Source organism: Pseudoalteromonas sp. Of7M-16 (assembly GCF_022347805.1).
In the GTDB taxonomy this organism is placed as follows: domain Bacteria; phylum Pseudomonadota; class Gammaproteobacteria; order Enterobacterales; family Alteromonadaceae; genus Pseudoalteromonas; species Pseudoalteromonas luteoviolacea_F.
Genome location: NZ_JAKRFY010000065.1, coordinates 1 through 1,599, shown reverse-complemented (window position 1 = coordinate 1,599; position 1,599 = coordinate 1). Strand labels below are relative to the sequence as shown.

General features: G+C 49.8%; 1 pseudogene. It reads right to left on the bottom strand.

The annotated features are described in order from the left end of the window. Nucleotides 1-343 precede the first annotated feature (343 nt). Nucleotides 344-1,599: pseudogene (locus MHN81_RS27985) on the bottom strand (hypothetical protein); the annotation flags it as partial.

Sequence of the window (1,599 nt, the reverse complement as noted above, 5' to 3'; positions counted from 1 at the left end):
TCTAGCTCTGGCTCTGCTTCTAGCTCTGGCTCTGCTTCGAGTTCTGGCTCTGCTTCGAGTTCTGGCTCTGCTTCGAGTTCTGGTTCAGCTTCGAGCTCTAGCTCTGCTTCGAGTTCTGGTTCGGCTTCGAGTTCTGGTTCGGCTTCGAGTTCTGGTTCGGCTTCGAGTTCTGGTTCTGCTTCGAGCTCTGGCTCTGCTTCGAGTTCTGGCTCTGCTTCTAGCTCTGGCTCTGCTTCTAGCTCTGGCTCTGCTTCGAGTTCTGGCTCTGCTTCGAGTTCTGGCTCAGCTTCGAGCTCTGGTTCTGCTTCGAGCTCTGGCTCTGCTTCTAACTCTGGTTCAGCTTCTAACTCTGGTTCAGCTTTAACTCTGGTTCAGCTTCTAACTCTGGTTCAGCTTCTAACTCTGGTTCAGCTTCTAACTCTGGCTCTGCTTCTAGCTCTGGCTCTGCTTCTAGCTCTGGCTCTGCTTCTAGCTCTGGCTCTGCTTCTAGCTCTGGCTCTGGCTCTGCTTCTAGCTCTGGCTCTAGTTCAGCAAGTGGAGCGCCTTTCGCCTCAGGGATATTTTCATCTTCACCTAGCATGCCATCCAAATGACCTACTTCAACATTCGAGGTGATAATTGACTCATCCAGCTCAAGGCCAGTTTCAGCTTCTAAACCCGGTGCTTCTTCGCCAATGTCTGCTAAAAGGTCTTCAACATCACTAAGGTCATCTTCACCTTCTGGTTCTGCAAACTCAGTGTCAGCCTCTAAACTGGGTGTTTCTTCGCCAATGTCTGCTAAAAGGTCGTCAACATCACTAAGGTCATCTTCACCTTCTGGCTCTGCCAATTCAGTGTCAGCCTCTAAGCTGGGTGTCTCTTCACCCATGTCTGCTAAAAGATCTTCAACATCACCAAGGTCATCTTCTGGCTCTGCCAATTCAGCTTCTGGCTCTGCAAACTCTGTGTCAGCCTCTAAGCTGGGTGTCTCTTCACCCATGTCTGCTAAAAGGTCGTCAACATCACCAAGGTCATCGTCAGCTTCTGGCTCTGCAAACTCAGAGTCAACCTCTAAGCTGGGTGTTTCTTCACCGATGTCTGCTAAAAGGTCATCAACATCACCAAGGTCATCTTCAGCTTCTGGCTCTGCAAACTCTGTGTCAGCCTCTAAGCTGGGTGTCTCTTCACCCATGTCTGCTAAAAGGTCGTCAACATCACCAAGGTCATCTTCAACTTCTGGCTCAGCAAACTCAGGGTCAGCCTCTAAGCTGGGTGTCTCTTCATCAATGTCTGCTAAAAGGTCGTCAACATCACCAAGGTCATCGTCAGCTTCTGGCTCTGCAAACTCAGGGTCAGCCTCTAAGCTGGGTGTCTCTTCATCAATGTCTGCTAAAAGGTCGTCAACATCTCCAAGGTCATCTTCAGCTTCTGGCTCAGCAAACTCAGAGTCAACCTCTAAGCTGGGTGTCTCTTCATCAATGTCTGCTAAAAGGTCATCAACATCACCTAGGTCATCTTCAGCTTCTGGCTCAGCAAACTCAGGGTCAGCCTCTAAGCTGGGTGCTTCTTCACCGATGTCTGCTAAAAGGTCATCAACATCACCTAGGTCATCTTCAGCTT